Origin of the sequence: Microtetraspora sp. NBRC 13810, from assembly GCF_030268685.1 — a bacterium.
Lineage (GTDB): Bacteria > Actinomycetota > Actinomycetes > Streptosporangiales > Streptosporangiaceae > BSRQ01.
The window spans coordinates 136,727-158,755 of sequence record NZ_BSRQ01000005.1 but is presented as its reverse complement, the minus strand read 5'-3'; the positions used below and the strand labels follow the sequence as shown (position 1 = coordinate 158,755).

Here is a 22,029-nt window from a genome sequence, read left to right as displayed (position 1 = left end):
ACTCCCTCACGGAAGGGTTCCCAGGTAGGCGAGGGAGGCGCGGACGTCGTCCACCGGGCCGGTGCCGGGCTCCGGCTCACCGTCCAGGACGACGTCCTGCTCCAGCACGTACCAGCCGTCGTAGCCGGCGACGGACAGCGCGGCGACGATGGCCGCCACGTCCACGTCGCCCCGGCCGAGCGGGCGGTAGAGCTTCGCCCTGACCGCCTCGCCGTAGCTCAGGTTGCCCCGGCGCACCAGGTCGGCGACCTCGGCGTCGACGTCCTTCAGGTGGACGTGCGCGACCCGCCCGGCGGCCCTCGTGGCCAGCGCGGCCGGATCGGTGCCGCCGACGAGCAGGTGCCCGGTGTCCAGGCAGAGCGGGATGTCGGAGCCGTCGAGGAGCCGGTCCACGTCCTCGGCGTTCTCGATCATGGTCCCGACGTGCGGGTGCAGGACGACCAGCCGGCCGGACTCCCCGGCCGCCCGGGTCACGGCGCGCAGGTTGGCGAACATCGTCTTCCAGCCGGAGGCGTCCAGTTCGGGACGCATGTCGTAGCCGTCGGCGCCGGTGGCCGCCGCGACCACCATCACCTCCACGTCGCCGTCGCGGAACCCGTTCAGGGTCGCGCGCGCCTCGGGCAGCGGGTCGTGGTCCTTGTCGTGCAGCAGCAGCGGGGTGAACCCGCCGACCGCCCGCAGGCCGTACTCGCCCAGCAGTTTCGCGCGCCGGGACGGCGAGGGCGGCAGGTAGCCGGGCGGGCCCAGCTCGGTCGCGGTCAGGCCCAGCCCGGCCATCTCGGCCAGCACCCTGTCCCGGTCGAGCTGGTGCCCCCAGCCGGGGACCTCGCACACCCCCCAGGAGATGGGCGCGCCGGCGATCTTCCTTGACTGCGTCATCCTCGAACCACCTTCGCCACGCGAACGGGACCGCCCTCACGGCGGGAGAGCTCCGCGGCCTCGGCGACGAGCAGCGCGGCGAGCGCGTCGCGGACCGGGCACGGGCTCTCACCCTTTCCCTGGGAGGCCCGGAGAAACGCGTCCAGCTCCGCGGTGTAGGCGGCGTGGAACCTGGTGACGAAGTCCGGCCACGGCTCGCCGGGCGACCTGAACCCTTCCACGCCGGTGAGCGGGACGCGCTCGTCCAGCCCGGCCACCTGGGTGCGCAGGGTGCCGGCCAGTTCCATCCGCACGTCGTACCCGGCGCCGTTGTAACGCGAGCCCTGCAACGTGACCAGCGTGCCGTCGTCCAGGGTGAGCAGCGCGGCGCTGTTGTCCACGTCCCCCGCGTCGGCGAAGAACGGCGCGCCGCGGTTGGCGCCGGTCGCGTAGACGGTCTCCACCTCGCGCCCGGTGACCCAGCGCAGGATGTCGAAGTCGTGGATGTGGCAGTCGCGGAAGATGCCGCCCGAGCCCGGGACGTAGTCCGCCGCCGGTGGCAGGGGGTCGGCCGTGACCAGGTGCGCGCGGTGCAGCTCGCCCAGCTCGCCGGCGCGCAGCGCGTCCCTGGCGGCGCGGTAGCCGCGGTCGAACCGGCGCTGGAAGCCGATGTGCGCCAGCGTGCCGCTCCGCTCCACCGCCTCCATGACCCGGACGGTCTCGGCGACCCCCGGCGCGACCGGCTTCTCGCAGAAGGCCGGCAGCCCCAGCGCGGACGCCCTGGTCAGCAGGCCGGCGTGCGACGAGGTCGGGGTGGCGATCACCACCGCGTCGGCCTCGAAGGCGTCGCCGACCCGCGCACCGGCCCGCGCGGCCACCTCCTTCGCCCGCTCGGTGTCGGCGTCGGTCACGATCAGCTCGTCCACCAGCGGATGCCCGGACAACGTCGCGGCGTGGAACGCCCCGATCCTGCCCAGACCCAGCAGACCCACGCGCATGTGTCGCCTCCGGGGAATGTGGTGTCGGTCCTTTCAGTTCTAAGCGACTCCCACAGGCCAGTCAAGAATATGTCAGGACATAAGGACGTCTATTGCTCCAGTGTTACGCATCCTGGCCACCCGGCTCCGGAACCAGAAAGGGGTGACTTCGGCCTTACGAGGCAACCTGCGTGGCGAGTATGCATGGAAGAGGTATGCGATTCGCGTTACAACGAGCGGTGGAGAAACCGGCGCCACCGCCACAGGAAGGGCCGCCCGCCGCGGCCGTGGGCGAGGCCGTCGTGGCCGAGCTGTTCGTGACCCAACGGCTGGGCCTGGTCCGGCTGGCGTTCCTGCTCGTGGGCGACCAGGAAACGGCCGAGGACGTCGTCCAGGACGCCTTCGCGGCGCTCCACCGCCGATGGAGCCGGTTGACCGGCCATGATCGGCTGCTCCCCTACCTGCGGGCGAGCGTGGTGAACGGGTGCCGCATGGTGCACCGCCGGCGGGCGATCATGGGCAGGTTCACCGGGGAGCGGCAGACGCCGTTCTGGTCGGCGGAGGCGGCCGTACTGCTCGGTGAGACCCGCCGTGAGGTGTTCCGGGCGGTGCGCGCGTTACCCCGCCGCCAGCGGGAGGCCGTGGTACTGCGTTACTACCTCGACCTGTCCGAGGCGGAGATCGCCGAAGCCATGGGGATCAGTTGCGGAACGGTGAAGTCCACCGTCTCCCGAGCCCTGAAGACACTCACCGTCAAACTGGAGGCCGACCGATGAGCACGTGGCTGGAAGATCGGCTCCAGGACGCCTTCGCCGCCGCCGCCGAGCAGGTCGGCCCGGAGACCCTGCGCCCCGTGGCGGACCCGGTGCGCGCGAAACCCGTCCGGCCCACCCGCCGGTTCGCGCCGGCGATTCCGCTGGCGGCCGCCCTGGTCGTCGTGCTGATAGGCGCGTTCGCCGCCGTGGTGGCCGGAACGAGGGGAACGGCTCCGGCCGGGCCCGTGACGCAAGCCCTCTCCGGCCCGAGTTCCCTCCTGGTCGCCGGCGGGGACGGCGTCACGGTCCTCGACGCCCGTACCGGGAAGGTCAGGAGCCGGATCGGGCTGCCTCCGGCCCCGGAGGGTAGCGTCCGGGAGCCCGGTGGATATCTGCTCGCCGGGGCAGGCGACGGCGAGACGTTCTACATCGCCCAGAGCGTGAAGTCCCGCAGCACACAGGTGAGCACCACCCGGTTCCACCGGGCCCGGATCGACGCGCGGGGGCGGTTGACCGGGTTGACGCGCGACGTGATCCCCCAGGTGACCGGCACGACGGCGAGCTCCCTGGCCGTCACCGGCGACGGCACCCGGCTGGCCTACAGTCTCGACGGCAAGGTGTGCGGCCGGGGGGAGACGGTGCGCTTCTGCCCCGGGGCCCGGCTCACGGTCGTCGATCTGCCCACGGGGACGACACGAGCGTGGACGACGAACACCGCGGGACAGATCGAAAGCCTCTCCTGGGCGGCCGATCGCCGCACACTCGGCCTGGTGGTGAAAGCCGGGGCCCGGGTCCTGGACACGGCCGCCCCCGGCACGACACTCGCGAAGAGCCGCGTCGTGGCCCCGGGAACGGAGGCCACCACCGCGACGATCAGCCCGGACGGAATCGGCATCCTGATCGGCCACACCCGGTCGCCCGACGGCGGATCGCAGCGCTACACCATCGACGAGTACTCCATCGCGGACGGACGCAGGATCCGCACCCTGGTGAGCAGGGACCACGACGGCGACGTCATGGCCCGGTGGAACCTGATGCGTTACGACGCCACCGGACGCCATCTGCTGTTCGCGGGTAACTTCCACCCGTTGAGCAGGCTCGACGACGGACGGGTGACGCCCTTGATCCCCCAGGCGTCGCCGGATCCGAAGCTCCTGGGCTCCGCCCCGCCGGAGGTCCAGGCGGCCTGGTGAGCACGCCTAGGATCGGCTCTCACCTCGGGTAAGGCCCCGGCGGGTCAGGGTGGCGGCCAGGTGGGACACCTGGGTGGGAGCCTGGTGGGCGGGGAGGCGGGCGAAGCCCAGGACCAGGGCGGGAGGGCCCGGGGTGGCGCGCATGGGGGCGACGGGCTCGGCGGCGAGGCCCGCTGCCTCGGCCGCCGCGACGAAGGCCCGCTCGTCCCAGTCTCCGGGAAGGCGCAGGTAGAGGTGCAGTCCCGCGGACACGCCGTGCACCTCGACCTCCGGGAGGGTGTCGGCCAGGGCGGCCACCAGGGCGTCCCGCCTGCGCCGGTACTCCCGCCGCATGCGGCGCAGGTGCCGGTCGTAGGCGCCGGTCCTGATGAGGTGGGCCAGGGCGTACTGCTCGACCACCGGGGAGCCGAGGTCGCCCTCGCCGCGCGCCAGCCGTACCGTCTCGGCCAGGTCGGGCGGCGCCACCAGCCAGCCGAGCCGGAGCCCGGGGGCCAGCGGCTTGCTCACCGACCCGGCGAGCACCACCCGGCCGGGCGCCAGGCCCTGCAGGCAGCCCACCGGGTCGCGGTCGAACCGCAGCTCGGCGTCGTAGTCGTCCTCCAGCACCACCCCCCCGGTGCGCGCGGCCCAGGCCATCAGCTCGGCGCGCCGCCCCGGCGAGAGCACGACCCCGGTGGGGTACTGGTGGGCCGGGGTGAGCAGCACCGCGCGCGCCCCGGTGGCCGCGAGCGCCCCGACGTCGATGCCCTCCCCGTCCACCGGCACCCGCACCAGGCGCGCCCCGGCCGCGCGCAGCAAGGGGACCTGGCGCACGCTCGCCGGATCCTCCACCGCCAGCGGCACGCCGCGCCCCGCGGGCGGCGGGTCGAGCCCCCTGCTCCGCCGCACGAACCAGTCGAGGTCATGGCGAGCCCGCCCACCGGCCGCGCCACCGGCTTCCCGTACGGCCAGCGCCGGGATCGTCAGGCTCAGCCCGTGCGCCACGCCGCCCACGATCACCACGTTCTCCGGGTCCGCGTCCGCCGCCCGCACCCGGCGCAGATAGGCGGCGAGCTCCTCACGCAGTTCGCGCACCCCGCCGGGATCGGCGTAGTCGAACGCGTCCCCGGGCATGGTGGCCAGCGCGTGCTTGAGCGCGGCCAGCCACCTCTCCCGGGGGAAGGCCGCGAGGTCGGGCGTGGTCGCCCGGAACCCGTAGTACGGCCGGGGCCGCCCGGGCTCCGGCGGCGGACCCGGCTCGCGGGCCGCGGCCGGCGCGACCCGGGTGCCCGCGCCCACCCGCGAGATCAGGAAGCCCTCGGCGACCAGCCGCTCGTAAGCCTCCACGACGACCCCGCGCGAGACGCCGAGATCCCTGGCCAGCTCCCGGCTCGGCGGCAGCCGGGCGGCCGGGGACAGCCTGCCCTCCCTGATCGCGGTCCGCAGCTCCTCGGCGAGCTGGCCGGTGATGCCGCCCGCGTCCCGGTCGAGACTCAGATGGAGGTCCGCCAATTGGTCCCCGATTCCTGTCGTCGATCGGCGTCATCCGACGAGCCAATCGCCTGTACCGATCCTGCCTCACCCGGTGTGGGGGCGGGTGTGCGGGAGTGGGCGGTGGTCGTAGTCTCTAGGGAAACCGAGGAGGACCGAGGAAACGATGCCCGAGTTCGACTACACCGACCTGCTTCCGCTGGGTGCCGACGAGACGGAATATCGCCTGATCACCACGGAGGGGGTGCGGAGGGTCGAGGCGGCGGGGCGCGTCTTCCTGGAGGTGGACCCGGAGGCGTTGCGGCTGCTCACCGAGACCGCGGTGCACGACATCTCACACTATCTGCGGTCCTCGCACCTGGCCCAGCTCCGGAAGATCATCGACGATCCGGAGGCCAGCGGCAACGACCGGTTCGTGGCACTCGACCTGCTGAAGAACGCGAGCATCTCCGCCGGCGGCGTGCTCCCGATGTGCCAGGACACCGGCACCGCCATCGTCATGGGCAAGCGCGGCCGGCACGTGCTGACCGACGGCCGCGACGCCGAGCACGTCTCGCGCGGCGTGTACGACGCCTACACCAGGCTCAACCTGCGCTACTCCCAGATGGCCCCGCTCACCATGTGGGACGAGAAGAACACCGGCAGCAACCTCCCGGCCCAGATCGAGCTCTACGCCGAGGACCCGAACGGGCACCCCGACGAGTACAAGCTGCTCTTCATGGCCAAAGGCGGCGGCAGCGCCAACAAGTCCTTCCTCTACCAGGAGACGAAGGCGGTGCTGAACGAGAAGCGGATGCTCGCCTTCCTGGAGGAGAAGATCCGCTCGCTCGGCACCGCGGCCTGCCCGCCGTACCATCTGGCCGTGGTGGTCGGCGGGACCAGCGCGGAGTTCGCGCTGAAGACCGCGAAGTACGCCTCGGCCCGCTACCTCGACTCGATCCCCACCGAGGGTTCGGCGAGCGGGCACGGCTTCCGCGACCTTGAGCTGGAGAAGAAGGTCTTCGAGCTGACCCAGAAGCTCGGCATCGGCGCGCAGTTCGGCGGCAAGTACTTCTGCCACGACGTGCGGGTGATCCGGCTGCCCCGGCACGGGGCCTCGTGCCCGGTCGCGATCGCGGTGTCGTGCAGCGCGGACCGGCAGGCCCTCGCGAAGATCACGCCGGAGGGCGTGTTCCTGGAGCGGCTGGAGACCGACCCGGCGCGGTTCCTGCCCGAGACGACCGACGAGCACCTGTCCGACGACGTCGTACAGATCGACCTGAACCGGCCGATGAGCGACATCCTCGCCGAGCTGACGAAGTACCCGGTCAAGACCCGCCTGTCGCTCACCGGCCCGCTGGTCGTGGCCCGGGACATCGCGCACGCGAAGATCGCCGAGCGGCTCGACGCGGGCGAGGAACTGCCCGGTTACCTCAAGGACCACGCCGTCTACTACGCCGGCCCGGCCAAGACCCCGTCCGGCTACGCGTCCGGCTCCTTCGGCCCGACCACCGCCGGCCGGATGGACTCCTACGTGGAGCGCTTCCAGGCCGCCGGCGGATCCAAGATCATGCTGGCCAAGGGCAACCGGTCCAAGCAGGTCACCGACGCCTGTGACACGCACGGCGGCTTCTACCTGGGCTCCATCGGCGGCCCCGCCGCCCGCCTGGCCCAGGACTGCATCAAGAAGGTCGACGTGCTGGAGTATCCCGAGCTCGGCATGGAGGCGGTCTGGAAGATCGAGGTGGAGGACTTCCCCGCCTTCATCGTCGTCGACGACAAGGGCAACGACTTCTTCACCGACACCACCGGCCCCGTCCTGTCGATCGGCCGCCGCGCGACGACCTGACCCTCCTCCCGGAGCCCTCGCCTTCCCGGCGGGGGCTCCGTCTGCTTTCCGATCATCTTCGGCAAATCACTCGAAAGAGTGACGAATCCGGCAAATGGCTCAGGCCAGGCTGGTGGCCGTTCAGGCAGTCCATGATCGGAGGGCCAGTGAGGGTCTTTCTCGCCGTTGCCACGAAGACGCGTGACGGGTCCGTCCTCGGCCACGCGGTCAAGACGGCCCGCGACGCCGTCCGCGCCTCCTTCCCGGTGCCCTGGGAGAGCGTGACGGGCGAGGAGTGGCACGCCCCCGGGGTCGCGCTGCTCGCCTGGTCGAACGAGCCCGCCGACCAGCCTCCCGAAGGCTCCTCGGGCTAAGGAGGCCCCGCAGCGGACCCGCGCCGCCCGGCGGCGGAGCGGGGGCGGGCCGTGTGGAACTGGCGGGCCGAGCCCGGGGCGGAGGTCGTCGGCATCCTGCGAGAGGGGGTCATGGCGTCCGGCATGCTGGGCGATCGTGGACCTCGACCGGGCGCGACCTGTTCGACGGTGAACGGCTGCGCCGGCCGAACGTCGTCTGGCACCTCTACACGGTCGCCGTCCTGCTGGGCGAGGACCTCACCGCCCCGGCGCCGTCCCCCGGCGGGTCCCTCGTGATCAGGGCGAGGGACTGAGCACGTGCGCCGATGGGGTTCACTCGAAGGTCTGATGGGACTCCCGCGCGGCCGGTTCGCCGAGGACACCGTGGTGGCGGTCGCCCTGGCCGGGGCGGCCGTCGCCGAGTGCCATCTGCGCGGGCACGGGCTGACCTGGGCGGCCCTGGCGGTGCTCGCCACCCTGCCGCACGCGCTGCGCCGTACCCTCCCGTGGGCGTCCGCCGGGCTCACCCTGCTCGGCGCGTGCGGCTTCCTCGCCGTGGGGCTCGCCCCGTTCGCGCTGCCGTACACGGTGCTGGCCTCGGGGCTGCTGTCGTTCCACACGGTGCTGCGCGAGCTGGGCCGGGCGCCCGCCTGGCTGCTCACCGGGGCCGCCGCCACCGGGGTCGTGCTCTTCGACCGGACGCTCGGCGGGACGCGCCGGGAGACGCTCGTCTACGCCCTCGCGCTGGCCGCCGCCGGGGCGCTGGCCGACTTCCAGCGCAGCCGCCGGGAGGTGGCGCGGATCCGCCGCGACAGCCTGGAGCAGATCGTCGCCGCCCAGCGCGAGCAGGCCGCGCTGGCCGAGCGGGCGCGCATCGCACGGGAGATGCACGACATCGTGGCCCACTCCAGCTCCACGATCGCGGTACGGGCCGAGACCGCCCCCTACACGCTGGGCGAGTTCGACGAGCGCGTCGCCAGGGAGTTCACCGAAGTCGCCGACATCGCCAGGCAGACGCTGACCGAGATGCGCGGTCTGCTCGGCGTGCTGCGCTCCGGCCTGCCCGACGCCCCCGAGACCCGGCCCCAGCCCGGCCTCGCCCTGCTCCCTGAGCTGATCGAGGGGCACGCGGGGCAGGTCGAGGTCGTGGTCACGGGCCCGCCCCGCCCGCTACCGCCGACCGTGGACCTGTCCGCCTACCGCATCGTCCAGGAGGCCCTGACCAACATCCGGACGCACGCCCCCGGCGCCCGCGCCCGCGTCGAACTCGCCTACCGCCCAACCGCCCTCTCCCTACAAATCACCGACAAAGGCATCAGGACGGCCGACCTCGTCGCCGCGGTCCGCACGGTCGCCGAGGGCAACGCGCTGCTCGCGCCCACGGTGACCCGGCGGCTCATCGCGGAGTTCGCGAAGGCGGGTCGGCGTTCCGCGCGGCCCGCCCGGCCGTGGACCCCCGGCGCGCCGGAGGAGGCGCTGACGCCGCGCGAAACAGAGGTCCTCACCCTGATCGCGCGGGGACTGTCCAACGCGGAGATCGCCACGGCGCTGACCGTCAGCGAACACACGGTGAAGACGCACGTCGCCCGCCTGCTGGCCAAACTCGGCCTGCGCGACCGCACCCAGGCGGTCATCCACGCCTACGAGACAGGCATGGTCCACCCCGGCTCGTGACCCCGCCCACCGGGCACCTCTACGGCCGGGCACCTCTGCCCGCCAGCCACCGCTGTCGGCCGACACCGCTGACGACCAGCCACCACGGACGACCGAGCACCACTGACGACCAGACGCCACTAACGGCCGGGCACCGCGTCGGCGGGGGAGTCGGCGCCGTGGCGCTCGCGCCACCGCCCCCTAGACCCGCGCATGACGCCGCCGGACGCGGTCCCCCGGTCAGCCGCGGTCGGTGGGGGACGGGGAGGGGGACGTGGTCGGGGACGTGGTCGGGGACGTGGTCGGGGACGTGGTCGGGGACGGGGACGTCGTGGGGGATGTGGTGGCGTGGCGGAGGGTGCCGGTGCGGATGAGGTGGGCCAGGTGTTCGATGTCGGCGTCCAGGGGGCGGTCCTCGTCCAACAGGCGGGCGTGTGCGCGGACGAAGGCGTGCGCGGTCCGGGTGGCGGGGCCGAGGCAGGAGGGGCCGCGCAGGTCGGCGGCCTGGCACAGGGCCATGAGGTGGATGGCGGCGACGTCGGTGGCCAGCCGGACCGCGCCGCGCGCGTGCCTGGCGGCGATCGTGCCCATGCTGACCTTCCCCTGGTCGTCCGCCGCGCCGGACCGGGAGAAGGACGCGGCGGGCAGCGTCAGGTGCAGCGCCTCCGCGACCAGGGCGGACGCGGCGATCCGCGCGCCCCCGAAGCCGTGGTGCAGCCCGGCGGCCGGGTGCCCCTCCGGCATCCTCGGGACCAGGTCCGCCGGCAGGCCCCTGCTGTGCTTCTCGTCCAGGACGAGCTGGAGCTGCCGGTCCAGCAGGTCGGCGGTGGCGGCGGCGGCCGAGGTCAGCGCCGAGGCGGCCTGCGCGATGTGCCCGCCGTAGAAGTTGCCGCCGCTGTGCGCGACCGGCTGCTCGGGGTCGAGGAGCGGGTCGTCGTTGGAGGAGTTGATCTCGGTGGTGAGCCACTGGCCGGTCCAGGCGAGGGTGTCGCGCAGCATGCCGACCACGTGCGGGGCGCACCGCACCGAGTGCGGGTCCGGCGTCCGCCCGCCCTCGGGGCCGCCCGCCGGTGACCGGTGCAGCAGGTCCCTGATCCGGGCCGCGCTGTCGCACTGCCCGGGATGCGGCTTGTGCTCGTGCGGGAAGGGGTGGAACTGCGCCGCGCAGCCGAGCCGTACCTCGGTGGTGAGCGCGGTGCACAGTTCGGCGGCGAAGGCCAGCTCGGCCGCCTCCACCGCGGCCAGCACGGCGTAGGCGGCCATGAAGGCGGTGCCGTTGACCAGCGCGGGGCCCTCCCTGGCCTCCAGCTCCAGGGGGTCAAGCTCGCAGGCGGCGAGCGCCCGCGCGGCCGGCATCTCGTGCCCGCGGTGGCGTACCTCCCCCTCGCCGAGCACGGCGGCGGCCACGTACGCCAGCGGCGCGAGGTCGCCGCCCGCGCCGACGGAGCCGCGTTCGGGGATGAGCGGCAGGATGTCGTGCGCCAGCAGGTCGAGCAACCGCTCGACCGGTTCCTCGCGGATGCCGGAGTTGCCGCGCGCGGCGGAGTTGGCGCGGATCAGCAGGGTCGCGCGGACGACGTCGTCGGGGGCCGGGGAGCCGGTGCCGACGCGCAGGAAGCGGACCACGTTGCGCTGGAGGGCCGCCGCCCGGCCCTGCCGGTCCGCGCCGCCGCCGGGCTCGCCGGGCGCCGGGCCGCCGGCGGTGAGGTCGCGGCGGGTGCGCACCGACCCGCGCATCCGGTCCCGCGCGTCGGCGGCCAGCCGTACGGCGGGCGCGTCCTCCCTGGTGGCGACCCGCCAGACATCGGTGAGCCGCAGAAGGTGGCCGTCGATGAGGATGACGTCATCGACGGGTTCCGGGTGGTCCGACACGGGCGTGATGGTCACATCCACACGCGGAGGCTAAGACGTCAACGCATACGCCTCCCGCCCGGCGCTCGCGCGGCTGACCGATTCCATACCCGGCGGTGAGCAAGGTTTCCACCGATTGGCCGCCGTCTGCCCTCTGACGTGCTCTGTTGACAGGGGACACGCCTCTGTACCCGATGACAAGAAATTGAAACTTCATCTACAGACACCGATATAGCCGAGGCCGCGCGGCCTGAATTCCGGCTCCGCCGTAAAGAGCTATTCCCCACCGTCTTCGACGGGTTTGGCATGCGCACCCTCCCGGCCGCCCGCGCGTACCGGAGCGCACCGCGTCACGGGCGCCCGCACCCCCCGGCAGTGAGCCGGGTGACACCGGCAGCAGCTCAGCGGGCGGGGAAGCCGTCCCGCGACACGCCCCCGGCCCCGGCGACACGCCGGGACAAGCCACAGAGCGCCCACATGCCCCCCACTCCCCGCCTGTTGCCTACGATCACCCCTGTGACCTGCGATATCAGGAATCGCACGGGGTGCGGCGAGCCGGGCGGACTCGGGCGGGCCATTCGCTGACGCCGCAAGTCACACCGCCTGACCGAAGATCTCAACAAATAATCGGGCCTGTCTCTACAGGTCGCATTACGCAAATCGGTAAGCTGCCACTCATGCGTGCGCCCTCGGGATACCTTCTTGCCGCGCGCTACCGGCTTGCGGAGCCGGTCGGACGCGGCGGCATGGGCACCGTTTGGCGAGCGCGGGATGAGCTTCTTGATCGCGATGTGGCGGTCAAGGAGGTCCGGCTCCCCCTCGTCCTCGACGAGGAGCTCCGCGCCGAGCTGTGCGCCAGGACCGAGCGCGAGGGCCGGGCCACCGCCATGGTCGCCCACCCCTCCGTGATCACCGTCTTCGACGTCGTCACCGAGGACGACCGCCCGTGGATCGTGATGGAGCTGCTGGAGGCGCGGTCGCTGGAGCAGCTGATCAGGGAGCGCGGGCCGCTGCCGCCGCGCAAGGCCGCCGAGATCGGCCGCCAGGTGCTGGGCGCGCTGCGCGCCGTGCACGCCAAGGGCATCCTGCACCGCGACGTCAAGCCGAGCAACGTGCTGGTCACCGAGGACCGCGCCGTGCTGACCGACTTCGGGCTGGCCGCGCTGGAAGGCGACGCCTCGATCACCCAGGCGGGCATCGTGCTCGGCTCGGCCGGCTACATCGCGCCCGAGCGGGTGCTCGGCGCCAAGGCGAGTCCCGCCGCCGACCTGTGGTCGCTCGGCGCGACGCTCTACACCACCGTCGAGGGCAAGGGCCTGCACGGCCGCCGTACGGCTGCCGCCGCGCTGGCCGCGCTGACCAGCGGTGAGCCGATCCCGATGGAGCGGGCGGGGCCGCTCGCGCCGATCCTGCGCGGCCTGCTGCGCATCGACCCGGAGATCCGGCTCGACGCGGCCAGGGCCTCGCTGATGCTGGCCCGGGTGGCGGCCGGCGGTTCCGCCGAGGAGCCGCTCGGCCAGGCCGCGCGCAAGGCCGTGCGGACCGCGCCGCAGCCGCCGGGGCTCACCCGCCGGCCGGCCCATCGCGGGACGCACCGCGCCGAGTCGCGTCCCTCGCCCGAGCGGCCGATGTCAGCGTCGGGGCAGTCGTCCCCGGCGATGCCTCCGCGCGCCCCTCGGGTCGAAGGGCTGCACCGCAAACCGGCCGAGCCCCGGCCGGGCACGAAGCCGCTCGCCCAGTCGATGGCGACGTTCATCCGAATTGTCCTGCCACGTCGCTTCTGGCCGAGAGAACTTCGCAGGCGAGGCTAAAGCGGTTCTTAACCAGGGGTCGCTATCTTCTATACATGCCGGAACCGCAGACGCGCCTTCTCGCCGATCGCTACGAGTTGATCACCTCCATCGGTCGCGGCACCATGGGGACAGTCTGGCGCGCGCATGATCGTTCCCTGGGTCGCGAGGTCGCGGTCAAGGAGATCCGCCAGCAGCCGGGGCTGAGCGAGGAACAACGTGCCGAGCTGCGCGAACGCATGCTCCGCGAGGGACGCACCGCGGCGCGGATCAACCATCCCTCGGTCGCCACGGTCTACGACGCCATCCTGGACGGCGGCCGGCCGTGGATCATCATGGAGCTCGTCGAAGGACGCTCGCTGGAGCAGGTCATCGACGAGGAGGGGCCGCTGCCGCCGCGCCTGGTCGCCGAGATCGGCGTGGACCTGCTGGGCGCGCTGCGGGCCGCCCACACGCAGGGCATCCTGCACCGTGACGTGAAACCGGGCAACGTCCTGCTCACCGAGACCGGCCGCGTCGTGCTCACCGACTTCGGCATCGCCAAGGCCGTCGGCGACGCCAACCTCACCAAGACCGGCATGGTCATCGGCTCCCCCGGCTACACGGCCCCCGAGCGGGCCCGTGGCGAGCACACCGGCCCCGAGTCCGACCTGTGGTCGCTCGGCGCCACCCTCTACTTCGCCGTCGAGGGCCGCCCCGCCTACGAGCGCGGCACCGTCGCGGAAACCCTCGCCGCCCTGATGACCGAGAACGCCGACCCGCCCACCCAGGCGGGCCCGCTGCGCCCGCTGCTGGAAGCCATGCTCGAAAAGGACCACACGGTACGGCTGTCGCCCGCCAAGGCCGCGTCCATGCTCCGCGCGGTCGCCGACACCCCGACCTCCGAGCCCGTCGACCTCGACACCCCCGGCCAGCACGGCTCCCACCCGGGCTCCCACCCGGGGGGACCGGCCCGCCACCCGGCCGCTCCGCCCGACGACTACGACCCCAACAGGACCATCACGATCTCCCGTCCCGCCGGCGGCTTCAAGCCCGGCGGCCCGCCCGCCGGCGGCCAGGGCGCCTTCGCCCGCCGCCCGCCCGCCGCCGGCCGCCCCGCCGGCGCCTTCGGCGGCCCCGGAGGCGCGGGCGCGTACGACGACCCCGCGGGCGGCGCGGGGGCCTTCGGCGGGCCTGGTGGCGGCGCGGGCGGGTACGACGACTCCCCCGGCGGTGCGGGGGCCTTCGGCGGTGCCCGGGGCTCCGCCGGGGCCTTCGGCGGCCCGGAGGGACCCGCCGGACGGTCCGAGGTCCCAGGTGGCGGCGGGCCAGGGGCCCAGGGTCCCGGCAACAGGGCCGGAGCCCAGGGTCCCGGTGGCACCGGAGCGCAGGGTCCCGGTGGCAGGGCCGGAGCTCAAGGTCCCGATGGCGGGGCCGGTTCCCAGGGTTCCGGCGGCAGGGCCGGGGCTCAGGGTTCCGGCGGCGGAGCCGGTGGTGCGGGTGGCAGGGCGGCAGGTGGCGGCGGCAGGGCCGGTGGCGGGCCGCAGGACGGCTCCATGGCGCACCCCGTGCCACCCGGCGGCCCCGTGCCACCCGGCGGCCCCGGGGTACGTCCCGGCGGCGCCTCCGGCCGGCCGGCGCAGGGCGCGCCCGGCGGGGCCATGGGCGACGACGGCAGCATGCCGCCCGGTGCCGGCCGTCCCGCTCCCCCGACCGCCCAGTACCGCACCCGCTCCGGCGCCGCCCCGTACGGCGGCGCCCGCTCCGGCCCCACCGGCGCCCCGCCGCCCGGCTCCCCGGCGACCGGCCCCGGCTCCCCGACCGGCCCCGGCGCCCCGGGCTCACATGTGGCCGGTCCCGGCGCGCCAGGGGCACAGGCGGGCGGCCCCGGCGGGCGGCCTCCCGGCTCCCCGGCGGGCCCCCGTCCCGGCCAGGGCGGACCTCAGGGCCGCAGAGGCCCCCAAGGGCCCGGCGGACCAGGTGGCCCCGGCGGCCCTGGTGCACAGGGTGGGGCAGGTGGCCCCGGCAGCCCTGGTGGACCCGGTGGGGCAGGTGGACCCGGCGGACCCGGTGGACGAGGTGGGGCGCAGGGGTACGGTCCCGGCGGACCGCATGGGGCTTCGAGCGGTCCGGAGGCCGCGCACGGCGGGCCTGGACTGCCGATGACCGGCGGGCCGGGCGGACGGCCCGGCGCCTCCTACCAGGAGGGCATGGGCGGTATCCCCTTCCCGGCTCCCCAGGGGCAGAGCACCTCCTACCCCGGCATCCCGGTCGCCGGCGCGCCACGCTCCGGCGGGCCGGGTCCCGGGCAACCGGCCGGGCTCGGCACCGCCCCCGGCTTCGAGCTGCCCGACGTCGCGGACGACAAGGCCCGCGGCCTCGGCACGGACCTGTTCGCCATCGCCGGCCCGCCCCCGCCCCGCGCGAAGGCCGACCAGGGCAGCCGCGCGGGCAGACTGATCATGATCGGCCTGGCGATCATCGCCTTCGCCGTCATCGCCATCCTCATCATCTCCACCCTCACCTGAGCCCACCCCCATCCCCTTCGCCCTCGGAGACCCTCCCGCACCCGCAGACCCCCTGCACCGGCGCGGGAGGGCCACCCCACACCGGCTCGTACCGAAGGACCGCACCACCCTCGGAAGCGCCGAAGGACCGCACCACCCCCCGGACGCGCCGAAGGACCGCACCACCCCGGAGGCGCATCCCTGCGCAGAACACCTCCACCGCCCAAACACCAGACCAGTACGAAATGCGCCGTACCGCCCACATCGCCACGCCAGTACCGAACCCGCGCGAGCGTTCGCAACGACCCCTGCGACGTATGTGGCCGGTGTGTTCGTTGAGAGCGTTGGGTGGGAGCGTGGCGATGGGTGGGGGGATGTGCAGACTGGGGGCATGAGCGAGTTTCGGATCGAGCACGACTCGATGGGTGAGGTGCACGTGCCGGCCGTGGCCAAGTGGCGGGCGCAGACGCAGCGGGCCGTGGAGAACTTCCCCGTGTCCGGCCGGGGCCTGGAGCCGGCGCACATCGCGGCGCTCGGGCTGATCAAGGCGGTCGCCGCCGAGGTCAACGGCGAGCTCGGCGTCATCGACGCGGACATGGCCGAGGCCATCGCGCAGTCGGCCACGGACGTGGCGGAGAACACGTGGGACGCCGAGTTCCCCATCGACGTGTTCCAGACGGGCTCGGGCACCTCCTCGAACATGAACGCCAACGAGGTGATCGCCACCCTCGCGGAGGACCGGCTCGGCCGTCCCGTCCATCCGAACGACCACGTCAACGCCTCCCAGTCGTCCAACGACGTGTTCCCCACCTCGATCCACGTCGCCGCGACGGCCGAGACCGTCTTCCACCTGCTGCCGTCGCTGGGGCACCTGGCGACGGCGCTGCGGGCCAAGTCGATCGAGTTCGCCGACGTGGTCAAGGCGGGGCGCACCCATCTGATGGACGCGACGCCGGTGACCCTGGGGCAGGAGTTCGCGGGTTACGCCACGCAGATCGACAACGCGGTGGCGCGGGTGGAGTCGGCGCTCACCCGGGTGACCGAGCTGCCGCTGGGCGGGACCGCCGTCGGCACCGGGATCAACACGCCGCCGGGGTTCGCGAAGCGGGTGATCGCCGGGCTCCGCGAGGTCACCGGCCTGCCGTTCACCGAGGCCAGGGACCACTTCGAGGCCCAGGGCGCGCGGGACGCGATCGTCGAGCTGTCCGGCCAGCTCCGGGTCACGGCCGTGGCACTGAACAAGATCGCCAACGACCTGCGCTGGATGGGCTCGGGTCCGCGCACCGGGCTCGCCGAGATCAACCTGCCCGACCTCCAGCCCGGCTCCTCGATCATGCCCGGCAAGGTCAACCCGGTGATCCCGGAGGCCGTGTGCATGGTGTCCGCGCAGGTGATCGGCAACGACGCGGCGATCGCGTTCGCGGGGGCGGCGGGCAGCTTCGAGCTCAACGTCATGCTGCCGGTGATCGCCAGGAACATCCTGGAGTCGGTCAGGTTGCTGGCCAACGTCTCCCGCCTGTTCGCCGACCGCTGCGTCCAGGGCATCACCGCGAACGCCGAGCGGTGCAGGGAGTACGCGGAGTCGTCGCCGTCGATCGTGACCCCGCTCAACCGGCACGTGGGATACGAGGAGGCCGCCAAGATCGCCAAGGAGGCCCTCTCCGAGCGCAAGACCATCCGGCAGACCGTCGTGGACCGTGGCCACGTCGCCAAGGGCACCCTCACCGAGGAGCAGTTGGACGCCATCCTCGACGTCCTCTCGATGACCCGTCCCCCGACCGCGTGACCTACGCCTTCCGGCCGGCACGGCTCCTGTACGCGCCGGCCGGGAGGCGTGGCTACTCGCCCGGCGCCGGGGAGGGCGAGCCGGCCTGGCAGTCCGTGGAGTGCACCCGCCTGCCGGTGGCCGGGTCCACGATGACGATCGCGGGTCCGGTGCAGCGGACGAAGTCGTTGGCGCGGACGGTGACCTCGACCCTGGCCGGGAAGGGGCGGGCGGTGGCGGCGAGCCCCGCCACCTGGTCGGGGGTCGGGGGGCGCACGGCGAGCCCGGCCGGGATGACGAGCAGGTCGTAGGTGACGGGTCCGGTACGCGGCTCGCCCCGCCGGTCCCACCAGGAGCCGGGCACCACGCCGCAGGCCCCCTGGGCGACCGGCCTGCCGTCCGCCCAGAGGATGAAGTGCCCGCGGAGGCCGGGGCAGTCGATGGTGAGGCCGACGGGTTCACCCTTGGCGTCGTAGGTGAAGCGCTGCTTCCGGCCCGCCGTGCCGAAGGAGTGCCTGCTCAGCTCGCGGCCGGGCCGGAAGACGCTTACGACGGGAGACGGCGAGCCTACGATCGCGGAGGACGCGGGAGACGGGCCGCCCGCCAGCGTGGTCCAGGCGTCCTGCGTCGAGCCCCCGAGGGTGGGAAGGTTGAACGCGAGGGCGCCGGCCAGGACGACGCCGCCGGCGAGGCGGGCGCGGCGCAGCCGGATGGAGCGGACGCGCCGCCGTACACCGTCGACGGTCACGCCGTGGGGGGGCGGGTCGCTCTCGGAGTCGAGGATCTCCCGCAGTTCGGTCTCGTTCAAGGGTCAGCCTCCGTCGCTCATGGCGGCACGGGCCGCCGGATCGACGCGCAGCCTGGCCAGCGCCCGGCTGGCCTGGCTGCGCACGGTGGTCACGGAACAGCCGAGGATGTGCCCGATCTCGGCGTCGGACAGGTCGGCGAAGTACCGCAGCACGATCACCGCCCGCTGCCGGGCGGGCAGCGCGGCCATCGCCTGCCGTACGGCTTCGCGGGCCTCGTAGGGGAGGCCGGGGTCCTCGGCGGTGTCGGGCATGAACTGGGCCGGGACCTCCGCCCGCCACCTGCGCCGCCACCACGAGGCGTGCGTGTTGGTGAGGATGCGGTAGACGTAGGGGTCGGGGTTGTCGCCCACGCGCTGCCAGGCCAGCCATGCCTTGGCGAGCGCGGTCTGCACGAGGTCCTCGGCGGTGGCCCAGTCCCGGCAGAGCAGATACGCGGTGCGGACCAGCCGGGCTGAGCGTTGCTGCACGTAGCGCTCGAAGTCGGCCCGGTCGCGCATGCGTGATCCTCACTGTCCGGTGAATGTCACCGATCTGTACGCGCGAGCCCCGGCGATTCGTTGCACGCCTGGCCGGATTCCCCGGGCAGCAGCGCGACGGCGAGCGGCGTCCGCTCGTACAGCACCCGGTGGCCCTGCCGGCGGGAGACCAGCAGCCCGGCGTCGCGCAGCACCGACAGGTGGGCCGACACCGAGGAGGGGGCCAGGCCGAGGCGGCGGGCGAGCGCGGTCGTGGACGCCGGGCCGTCCAGGCAGGTGAGGACGGCGGCCCGGGTGCGGCCCAGCAGCCGGACGAGCGCGTCGGGCGCCTCCGCGGGCCGCCACAGGTCGCCCAGGCCGCGTACCGGGTAGATCACGGTGGGCTGCCACGGCGCGGCGAAGCCGCTGATCACCTCCGGCCAGACGAAGACGCTGGGCATCAGCAGCAGGCCCCGGCCGGCCATCTCCTGCGCCGGCGGGACGTCGCGGCGGGTGCGCAGGACGAGGGTGTGGCCGGTCCACGTGAGGTCGGGGTGCAGGTCGGCGAAGAGCGCCTCCAGCCCGCCCTCGGCCAGGAGGCGCGACCGGTGGGCGATGTCCGCCTCCAGCAGGGCGCGCACCCGGGGCCAGTCCGGGGCCAGCAGCGCGTGCCAGGCGCGTTCGGTCAGGTCGGCCAGTTCCCGCACGGCCCGCGCGGGGTCGGCCAGCGCCGCCCGGCCGCGCGGCGACTCCGCGGCGCCCGGCGTGCACGCGAGCGAGCGGGCCATCTCCGCGCGCGCCATCGCCGGATCGGTGGCGCGCATCCGTGCCAGCTCGTCCTCGAAGGAGGCGGACGGCGTGTCCGGCGGCGCGCCGAGGAAGTCCGGCGTGTAGCCGCCGGGCGGCGGCATGAACAGCCACATCGGCGTGAGGTCCAGCCCGGCGACGACCTCGCGCATCCGGTTCAGCCACGGCCGGTGGTAGCCGTGCCGCTCGGGACGGCGCAGCATCCGCAGCGCCTCGTGCGTCTGGCAGAGCGGCGACACGGCGAACCGGCAGCGCAGCAGGTCGTCCACCCCGAAGCGGATCCGCAGCGGCACCGTGCCCTCCATCGGATCGGCAGTGATTCGTCCCCATCCGAAAGAGTAGAGGGCGGTTCACCGGGCGGGCAGGCTTGCCGGGTGCCCCCATCCTCCTCCGGCCCCGTGCCCGCCTGGCGTGGCGCGGCCGTGGTCGTCGCGCTCATGCTGGCCGCGTTCACCTTCAACACGACCGAGAACCTGCCGATCGGGCTGCTCCCGCTGATCTCCGCCGATCTGGGCGTCTCGCTGCCGGCCGTGGGCTACCTGGTCACCGGCTACGGCCTGACGGTGGCCGCGCTGTCCCTGCCCGTGGCGCACGTGACGCGCGGCGTACCGCGCCGCTTCCTGCTCTCCGGGCTGCTGGCCGTCCTCGTCCTGGCGAGCCTGGCGTCGGTGCTGGTGTCCTCCTACTGGGTGCTGCTCGCCGCCCGGGTGGCGACGGCGGCGGCCCAGGCGCTCTTCTGGGCGGTCATGGGTCCGGTCGCGGTGGGGCTGTTCCCGCCCCGGCTGCGCGGGCGGATCATCGGCGTGCTGTCGGTCGGCGGCTCGCTCGCCTCGGTGCTCGGCGTCCCGGCCGGCACCTGGCTGGGCCGGCACGGCGGCTGGCAGGCGCCCTTCCTGGTGCTGGGCGCGCTGGCCGTGGTGTCGCTGGTCGTCGTGGCGGTGCTGCTGCCCACGTCCCGCCCCGAGGAGGGCCACGCCGCCTACGGGGTCGCGCCGGACATCCGCCGGTTCCGGGTGGTGCTGGCGACCACGGCGTTGTCGGTCACCGGGGCCTTCGCCGGGTTCACCTACATCGTCACGTTCCTCGGTTCCGTGGGCGGTTTCCCGGCCGGCTCGGTCAGCGCGCTGCTGCTGGTGTTCGGCGTCGCGGGCGTCGCGGGCGTCTCCGTCGCGGGGCCGCTGCTCGACCGGTTCCCCGGGGCGACGCTGACGGTCCCGGTGGCCGGGCAGGCGGTGGCGCTGCTCGGCATGTACGCGGCGGGCGACGACCAGGCGGTGGCGGTCGCCATGCTGGCCCTGCTCGGCGCCTCGGTGGGGCCGGTCTTCATGGCCACGCAGAACCAGGTGCTGCGGGTCGCGCCGGGCAGGACGGAGATCGCGCTGGCTGCGAACTCCGCCGCCTTCAACGTGGGCGTCGCCGCGGGCGCCCTGACCGGCGGCCTGGTGCTGCCCCTGGTGGACGTACGCGGCACGTTCCTCGCCGGTGGCCTGCTGACCGTCGCGGCGCTGGCCGTACTGCTGCCCCGGCCGCGGCCGTCCGCGGATCCGGAGCGCCGCACGGCGCGGGCCGCGGACGGCGGCTGAGCCGGGCCGCGCCGGTCAGCCGCCGAGGGTGTCCACCACGGTGCGCATCACCGACATCGCGCCCTTCCTGGCCTCCTGCACGTCCATGAGAGTCGCCTTGCCGGCGTTGATCGGGGTCTCCGCCGGGCGGTCGGCGCCGCCGTAGATCAAGAAGACGACGGTCTTCCCGTGCAGCACGTAGAGGTGGTAGCCGCCGAACTTGGCGGTGTCGGTCCGCTGCTCGATCGTGAAGCCGAAGGCGTCCTGCCCGAGACCGCCGGGGCGCTCCACCTTGCCCCAGGCGATGCCGCCGATCTCGGAGTTCGCGTTGAACTTGAGGCCGCCCCGCTGGTCGATCAGGAAGTAGCGCGCGGAGTCCGCGTCCGGGAACGCGCGCGACTCGATCCGCAGGTTGCGCCAGCGGACGGTACCCGGTTTCACCGGCAGCTTGTCGTCCCACCACTGGCACTGGGTGACCCGCACCCCGCCCTCCTGGCTGCCGACCGCGCGCCCCGCCGCGCCGGGGACCAGGTTCGCGGCCAGCGGCTTCACCGCGAGGCACTCCCGGGGCGGGGCCACCGGGGTCGGCGACGGCGTGGGCGTCGGGGTCGGCATGGGCCGCTCCTTGCCCGCGTACGGCAGCGGCTTGCCCCCCTGCCAGGCGGTGATCGACGCGGCCGCCTGGGTGAGCAGGTTCCGCACCTCGCGCAGCGCGTTCTCCTCCGTGACGTTCTGCACGGTGTCCGTGGAGAAGAGCTCGGCCTCCTTGTGCCGCTGACCGGCCTGGTACTTCACCTCGAACGTGATGTTCCCGATCCGTGCCGCGCCCTGGCCGAAGGCGTCTCGCCGGCTCTCCTGCCTGGTCCACTGGTAGCGGCCGATCGCCTGCTCGCCGATGCCGGGGAAACTCGTCACCTTGGACGAGTACTGCTCCTTGGTGGAGTTCTTCGCACCGTACTCGTACTCCCGCAGCGCACCGTTGTAGCGGGTCACCGCGGCGCGGGCGGCGGTGGTGGTGCCGATCGCCTCGTGCCGGGTGACGGTGAGGCTGACCTCCCGCATCCGCGTGACGTCCTTGTAGGAGATGTCCCGGTTGGCCCAGGTGCAGGTTCCGGTGACGTAGCTGGCGAGGGTGCTGCGGTCGCCGTTCGTATGGGAGTCGATGTCGGCCTGCGGGACCAGGCGCTCGGTCTCCTCCGGGTCGAGCAGGACGCAGACGTCCACGTCGAGGTTCATCCCGGAGGTGGCCGCGGGCGACGGGGCCGCCGGCGGAGCCGTGGTCACCGTCTCGTCGTCCCCCACCACGAGGTAGGTGACGACGCTGCCGCCGGTCCACGCCAGGGCCGCGACCAGGATGACCACCAGCCACGACGGGCCACGCCGCCCGCCGCCCGGCGCGGGGCCGTGTTCGGTGGTCTCGTGCCCGTAGGTCATCTGG

Annotated in this window: 18 protein-coding genes; 10 read left to right on the top strand and 8 right to left on the bottom strand. The window is 73.8% G+C overall.

Annotated features, from left to right (window positions below; translation table 11 throughout):
• Nucleotides 1-6: 6 nt before the first annotated feature.
• Together QSK26_RS12500 and QSK26_RS12495 are read right to left on the bottom strand one after the other, a co-directional pair.
• The gene (locus QSK26_RS12500) at nt 7-879 is read right to left on the bottom strand and encodes a TIM barrel protein (protein WP_285775238.1); all 873 of its coding nucleotides are present in this window, start codon (nt 877-879) and stop codon (nt 7-9) included.
• The gene (locus QSK26_RS12495) at nt 876-1,856 is read right to left on the bottom strand and encodes a Gfo/Idh/MocA family protein (RefSeq protein ID WP_285775237.1); all 981 of its coding nucleotides are present in this window, start codon (nt 1,854-1,856) and stop codon (nt 876-878) included. The genes QSK26_RS12500 and QSK26_RS12495 overlap by 4 nt, the downstream gene beginning before the upstream one ends.
• Nucleotides 1,857-2,050: 194 nt before the next feature.
• On the opposite strand from QSK26_RS12495, the gene QSK26_RS12490 reads away from it, so the two are divergent.
• The gene (locus QSK26_RS12490) at nt 2,051-2,611 is read left to right on the top strand and encodes a SigE family RNA polymerase sigma factor (RefSeq protein WP_285775236.1); all 561 of its coding nucleotides are present in this window, start codon (nt 2,051-2,053) and stop codon (nt 2,609-2,611) included.
• A complete protein-coding gene (locus tag QSK26_RS12485; protein ID WP_285775235.1) occupies nt 2,608-3,783 on the top strand; it encodes a WD40 repeat domain-containing protein in 1,176 nt (391 codons plus the stop codon). Before QSK26_RS12490 ends, QSK26_RS12485 begins: the two co-directional genes overlap by 4 nt.
• Nucleotides 3,784-3,789: 6 nt before the next feature.
• Here QSK26_RS12485 and QSK26_RS12480 read toward each other — a convergent pair whose 3' ends face one another.
• On the bottom strand, nt 3,790-5,274 hold the full coding sequence (locus QSK26_RS12480; RefSeq protein ID WP_285775234.1) for an aminotransferase-like domain-containing protein: 1,485 nt from the start codon (nt 5,272-5,274) through the stop codon (nt 3,790-3,792).
• A gap of 145 nt (nt 5,275-5,419) precedes the next feature.
• Here QSK26_RS12480 and QSK26_RS12475 point away from each other — a divergent pair, with 145 nt between their 5' ends.
• The 4 genes from QSK26_RS12475 to QSK26_RS41780 all read left to right on the top strand — a co-directional run bounded on the left by QSK26_RS12475 (nt 5,420) and on the right by QSK26_RS41780 (nt 9,087).
• Nucleotides 5,420-7,081 (top strand): fumarate hydratase, encoded by a 1,662-nt coding sequence (locus QSK26_RS12475; RefSeq protein ID WP_285775233.1) that lies wholly within the window; start codon nt 5,420-5,422, stop codon nt 7,079-7,081.
• A gap of 146 nt (nt 7,082-7,227) precedes the next feature.
• Complete coding sequence (locus tag QSK26_RS12470; protein WP_285775232.1) at nt 7,228-7,434, top strand: hypothetical protein; 207 nt, start codon at nt 7,228-7,230, stop codon at nt 7,432-7,434.
• 53 nt (nt 7,435-7,487) lie between these two features.
• A complete protein-coding gene (locus QSK26_RS12465) occupies nt 7,488-7,727 on the top strand; it encodes a hypothetical protein (RefSeq protein ID WP_285775231.1) in 240 nt (79 codons plus the stop codon).
• A 34-nt stretch (nt 7,728-7,761) separates the two neighbouring features.
• Complete coding sequence (locus QSK26_RS41780; protein ID WP_352244319.1) at nt 7,762-9,087, top strand: helix-turn-helix transcriptional regulator; 1,326 nt, start codon at nt 7,762-7,764, stop codon at nt 9,085-9,087.
• A 219-nt stretch (nt 9,088-9,306) separates the two neighbouring features.
• Here QSK26_RS41780 and QSK26_RS12450 read toward each other — a convergent pair whose 3' ends face one another.
• A complete protein-coding gene (locus QSK26_RS12450; protein ID WP_285775230.1) occupies nt 9,307-10,959 on the bottom strand; it encodes an HAL/PAL/TAL family ammonia-lyase in 1,653 nt (550 codons plus the stop codon).
• 635 nt (nt 10,960-11,594) lie between these two features.
• Here QSK26_RS12450 and QSK26_RS12445 point away from each other — a divergent pair.
• The 3 genes from QSK26_RS12445 (at nt 11,595) to QSK26_RS12435 (ending at nt 16,979) form a co-directional block, all read left to right on the top strand.
• Nucleotides 11,595-12,728, top strand: coding sequence for a serine/threonine-protein kinase (locus QSK26_RS12445; protein WP_285775229.1), 1,134 nt, complete (start codon nt 11,595-11,597; stop codon nt 12,726-12,728).
• Between the two features lie 35 nt (nt 12,729-12,763).
• The gene (locus tag QSK26_RS12440) at nt 12,764-15,214 is read left to right on the top strand and encodes a serine/threonine-protein kinase (RefSeq protein ID WP_285775228.1); all 2,451 of its coding nucleotides are present in this window, start codon (nt 12,764-12,766) and stop codon (nt 15,212-15,214) included.
• 370 nt (nt 15,215-15,584) lie between these two features.
• The gene (locus tag QSK26_RS12435) at nt 15,585-16,979 is read left to right on the top strand and encodes a class II fumarate hydratase (RefSeq protein ID WP_285775227.1); all 1,395 of its coding nucleotides are present in this window, start codon (nt 15,585-15,587) and stop codon (nt 16,977-16,979) included.
• Nucleotides 16,980-17,031: 52 nt separating this feature from the next.
• Here the strand turns inward: QSK26_RS12435 and QSK26_RS12430 are convergent, their stop codons facing one another.
• From QSK26_RS12430 to QSK26_RS12420, 3 genes are read right to left on the bottom strand one after another with little or no spacing between them, the layout of a single operon-like run.
• A complete protein-coding gene (locus QSK26_RS12430; RefSeq protein ID WP_285775226.1) occupies nt 17,032-17,766 on the bottom strand; it encodes a hypothetical protein in 735 nt (244 codons plus the stop codon).
• A 3-nt stretch (nt 17,767-17,769) separates the two neighbouring features.
• Nucleotides 17,770-18,264 carry a SigE family RNA polymerase sigma factor gene (locus QSK26_RS12425; protein ID WP_285775225.1) on the bottom strand — a complete coding sequence of 165 codons (495 nt, stop codon included), beginning with the start codon at nt 18,262-18,264 and terminating at the stop codon, nt 17,770-17,772.
• Between the two features lie 26 nt (nt 18,265-18,290).
• On the bottom strand, nt 18,291-19,322 hold the full coding sequence (locus tag QSK26_RS12420) for an ArsR/SmtB family transcription factor (RefSeq protein ID WP_285775224.1): 1,032 nt from the start codon (nt 19,320-19,322) through the stop codon (nt 18,291-18,293).
• A gap of 81 nt (nt 19,323-19,403) precedes the next feature.
• On the opposite strand from QSK26_RS12420, the gene QSK26_RS12415 reads away from it, so the two are divergent.
• Nucleotides 19,404-20,612 carry an MFS transporter gene (locus tag QSK26_RS12415; protein WP_285775223.1) on the top strand — a complete coding sequence of 403 codons (1,209 nt, stop codon included), beginning with the start codon at nt 19,404-19,406 and terminating at the stop codon, nt 20,610-20,612.
• A gap of 15 nt (nt 20,613-20,627) precedes the next feature.
• On the opposite strand, the gene QSK26_RS12410 is transcribed toward QSK26_RS12415, so the two are convergent.
• Nucleotides 20,628-22,025: a hypothetical protein gene (locus QSK26_RS12410; protein WP_285775222.1), complete on the bottom strand. Its 1,398-nt coding sequence runs from the start codon at nt 22,023-22,025 to the stop codon at nt 20,628-20,630.
• Nucleotides 22,026-22,029 lie beyond the last annotated feature (4 nt).

Excerpts from the sequence above, each read along its gene's own strand:
- QSK26_RS41780 (WP_352244319.1), top strand. The coding sequence starts at position 7,762 with ATGGGACTCCCGCGCGGCCGGTTCGCCGAGGACACCGTGGTGGCGGTC.
- QSK26_RS12410 (WP_285775222.1), bottom strand. The coding sequence starts at position 22,025 with ATGACCTACGGGCACGAGACCACCGAACACGGCCCCGCGCCGGGCGGC.
- QSK26_RS12495 (WP_285775237.1), bottom strand. The coding sequence starts at position 1,856 with ATGCGCGTGGGTCTGCTGGGTCTGGGCAGGATCGGGGCGTTCCACGCC.
- QSK26_RS12490 (WP_285775236.1), top strand. The coding sequence starts at position 2,051 with ATGCGATTCGCGTTACAACGAGCGGTGGAGAAACCGGCGCCACCGCCA.
- QSK26_RS12435 (WP_285775227.1), top strand. The coding sequence starts at position 15,585 with ATGAGCGAGTTTCGGATCGAGCACGACTCGATGGGTGAGGTGCACGTG.
- QSK26_RS12445 (WP_285775229.1), top strand. The coding sequence starts at position 11,595 with ATGCGTGCGCCCTCGGGATACCTTCTTGCCGCGCGCTACCGGCTTGCG.
- QSK26_RS12500 (WP_285775238.1), bottom strand. The coding sequence starts at position 879 with ATGACGCAGTCAAGGAAGATCGCCGGCGCGCCCATCTCCTGGGGGGTG.
- QSK26_RS12485 (WP_285775235.1), top strand. The coding sequence starts at position 2,608 with ATGAGCACGTGGCTGGAAGATCGGCTCCAGGACGCCTTCGCCGCCGCC.
- QSK26_RS12440 (WP_285775228.1), top strand. The coding sequence starts at position 12,764 with ATGCCGGAACCGCAGACGCGCCTTCTCGCCGATCGCTACGAGTTGATC.
- QSK26_RS12425 (WP_285775225.1), bottom strand. The coding sequence starts at position 18,264 with ATGCGCGACCGGGCCGACTTCGAGCGCTACGTGCAGCAACGCTCAGCC.
- QSK26_RS12475 (WP_285775233.1), top strand. The coding sequence starts at position 5,420 with ATGCCCGAGTTCGACTACACCGACCTGCTTCCGCTGGGTGCCGACGAG.